General features: G+C 74.7%; 1 protein-coding gene. It reads right to left on the minus strand.

All coding sequences use genetic code 11. From position 1 onward, the window contains the following. Nucleotides 1-3,674, minus strand: a 3,674-nt coding sequence (locus P1P70_RS41990) for a type I polyketide synthase (protein WP_319247369.1), incomplete at both ends; no start/stop codon positions are given.

Here is a 3,674-nt window from a genome sequence, read left to right on the forward strand (position 1 = left end):
GTGCGGCGGGCGTCTGGGGGGTCAGGGTGCCCTCGGCGTGGGCGGTCCAGGTCTCGTCGGGCTCGGTGCGGGAGTGGACGGTAAGGGCACGGTGGCCGGTGTCGTCGGGCGGGCCGACGGTGACCTGGAGCTGGACGGGGGCGTCGGCCGGGATCAACAGGGGTGCGGCCAGGGTGAGTTCGTCGAGGTGGGGGCAGTCGAGCCGGCGGCCCGCCCAGAGGGCGAGTTCGACGAATCCGGTGCCGGGGAAGAGGGCGGTGTCGAGGACGGCGTGGTCGGTGAGCCATGGCTGGGCGGTCGTGGACAGTTCACCGGTGAACAGGGTGGTGCCGTCGGTGGCCGAGGTGACGCGGGCTCCCACCAGCGGGTGGCCGGTGGGGCGCAGACCGAGCGCGCTCAGGTCGCCGGTGCTGCCTGCCGGGCGGGGGTCGGGCCAGTAACGGGCGCGCTGGAAGGGGTAGGTGGGCAGCTCGACGTGGCGGGCGCCGGAGGCGGGGAGGACGGCGGCCCAGTCGACGGGGACACCGGCCAGGTGGGTGCGGGCGAGTGCGGTGAGCAGGCTCTCCTCCTCCGGGGCGCCCTTGCGCTGCGCGGCCACGCACACCACGGGTTCGCCCTCGGCGCCGGTGGTCCCGGCGTCGGTGCCCATGTCCAGGCAGCTGTGTGCCGAGCCGGTGAGGATGCCGTCGGGGCCGGCCTCCAGCAGGACGGTGACGCCTTCGGCGACGAGGGTGCGCACCCCGTCGGCGAAGCGGACCGTCTCCCGTACGTGCCGCACCCAGTAGTCGGGCGAGCATGCCTGTTCCGGAGTGAGGAGTTCTCCGGTGACGTTGGAGACGACGGGGATCCGGGGCGGGCGGAGGTCGAGTGCGGCGACCACCTGGGCGAAGTCGTCGAGCATCGGCTCCAGCAACGGCGAGTGAAATGCGTGACTGACCGTCAGCAAGCGTGCTCGCACACCCTGTTCGGTGAAGTCGTCGCGGAGCGTGGTGAGTGCCTCGGCCGGGCCGGAGAGCACGACGGAGCCGGGTGCGTTGACGGCCGCCACGACGACGTCCGGGTGGTCCTCCGCCGCCTCGGTCGCCTGTTTCTCGCCGACGGCCACGGCCAGCATGGCCCCGCCGGGCGGGAGTTGCTGCATGAGCCGGCCGCGAGCGGCGATGAGACGGCAGGCGTCGGGCAGGGTGAGGACGTCGGCGAGGTGCGCGGCGGTGATCTCCCCGACGGAGTGGCCGAGCAGGTAGTCGGCGCGCACTCCCCAGCTCTCCAGGAGCCGGTACAGGGCGGTCTCGAAAGCGAACAGCGCGGGCTGAGTGTACTCGGTGCGGTGCACGGCCTCCGGGTCGGGCTCCGCCGCATCGGTGCGGCGGTGTGCGGCCTCCGGGTCGGGTGCCGCCGCCCCGGTGCCGAACACGATCTCGGCGAGCGGGCGCGGCAGCTGCGGGTCGAGGTGGACGCACACCGCGTCGAAGGCCTCGGCGAAGACGGGGTGGGCGGCGTACAGCTCCCGGCCCATGCCGAACCGCTGGGCGCCCTGCCCGGTGAGGAGCACCGCGAGCGCGCCCTCTCGGGCGGTGTCGCGCAGCAGGGAGGGAGGGAGTTCGCCCCGGGCGAGGGCGGTGAGGGCGGCGGTCGCCCCGGCCCGGTCGCGGACGACGGCGGCGGCCCGGTGGCCGAGTGCGGCTCGGGTGGTGGCGAGGGCGCGCGCGAGGTCGGCGACGGCCAGGTCCGGGTCGGTCTCCAGCCGGTCCAGCAGGCGGACCGCCTGGTCGCGCAGGGCGCTCTCGTCATGGGCGGCGATCAGGAGGGGCCAGGAGCGGGAAGTGTCCTCCTCGGCCGGTGCCTCGGGCGCCACCGACTTGGGTGTCTTGGGGGCAGCCGCGACCGGTGCCTCGGGGGCGGCATCTTCGGCCGACGTCCCAGGGGCGTCCTGCAGCGCCGGTGCCACGGGGGCTGTGTCTTCCGCCGGTGCGACGGGGGTGGCCTCGTCGGCCGGTGCCTGTTCGAGGACGACGTGGGCGTTGGTGCCGCTGATCCCGAAGGACGAGACACCGGCCCGGCGCGGGCGGCCCGTCCGGGGCCAGGGCCGGGACTCCGTCAGCAGCTCCACGGACCCGGCCGTCCAGTCGATCCGCGGTGACGGTTCGTCCACGTGGAGTGTCCTCGGCAGTGTGCCGTGGCGCATCGCCAGCACCGTCTTGATGACGCCGCCGACCCCCGCCGCCGACATGGTGTGTCCGATGTTGGACTTCAACGAGCCGAGGTACAGCGGACGTTCACGGTCCTGGCCGTAGGTGGCGAGCAGCGCGTGCGCCTCGATCGGGTCGCCGAGCCGGGTGCCGGTGCCGTGGGCCTCGACGGCGTCCACGTCCGACGGCAGACAGCCGGCGTCGGCGAGCGCGTCGCGGATCACCCGTTGCTGGGCCAGGCCGTTGGGAGCGGTGAGGCCGTTGGACGCGCCGTCCTGGTTGACCGCCGAGCCGCGCACGACGGCCAGGACGGGGTGCCCGGCGCGACCGGCGTCGGAGAGCCGTTCCACGACGAGCAGGCCGACGCCCTCGGACCAGCCGGTGCCGTCGGCGGCCCCCGCGAACGCCTTGCACCGTCCGTCGGCCGCCAGCCCTCCTTGCCGCTCGAAGTCGGCGAAGAGCGAGGCGTCGGGCATCACACAGACCCCGCCCGCCAGTGCCAGGTCGCACTGTCCGGCGCGCAGCGCCTGGACGGCGGTGTGCAGGGCGACGAGGGAGGAGGAGCAGGCGGTGTCGACGGTGACGGCCGGGCCCTCCAGGCCGAGGACGTACGAGACCCGGCCGGAGATCACGCTCGTGGCGGTGCCGGTGACGGTGTACCCGGCCAACTGCTCCGAGCCGGGCGGGAAGAGCAGCGAGTAGCCGAGCCCGGCGGCGCCCACGTACACGCCGGTGCGGGTGGAGCGCAGGGTCGTCGGGTCGATGCCCGCGCGTTCGACCGCCTCCCACGAGGTCTCCAGGAGCAGCCGCTGCTGCGGGTCCATGGTGAGCGCCTCGCGGGGGGTGATCCCGAAGAAACCGGGGTCGAAACCGGCGACGTCGTCGAGGAAACCACCGCGCGCCGAGTCCTGCGCGCGCCAACCCCGGTCGCGCGGGAAGCCGGTGATGCCGTCGCGGCCCTCCGTCAGCATGTCCCACAGCTCGTCGGGGCTGGTGACACCACCGGGGAAGCGGCAGGCCATGCCGACGATCGCGAGGGGTTCGTCGTCGACGGCGCGTCGGCGGGCGGGGCCCGCCCCCGCCACCCCCATGGCCCCCACGGCGGTCGGCGTGTCCGTGGCGGCGGCCGGTGCGTCGTCGAACAGTTCCCCGTACAGGGCCCGCACCATGCGGCGGGGAGAGGGGTGGTCGAAGACGACGGAGACGGGCAGGCGCAGTCCGGTGGCGGTGGAGAGCCGGTTGCGGAAGTCGACGGCGGTGAGGGAGTCGAAGCCGAGTTCCTTGAACGGCCGGCCCGACGGGACGGTGTCGGGGTCGGCGTGTCCGAGCGCCGCGGCGGCGGTGTCGCGGACGAGTCGCAGCAGGGCGCTGGTGCGTTCGGTCTCCGTGAGGGGGGTGAGACGGGCCCGCAGGGAGCCGGGCTCGGCGTCCCCCGTGGTCTCGGCGGCGACCGCGCGACGGGCCCGGCTCCCTGCGGGCCCGTCT

This window comes from Streptomyces sp. MB09-02B (genome assembly GCF_033794485.1).
Taxonomy (GTDB): Bacteria; Actinomycetota; Actinomycetes; order Streptomycetales; family Streptomycetaceae; genus Streptomyces.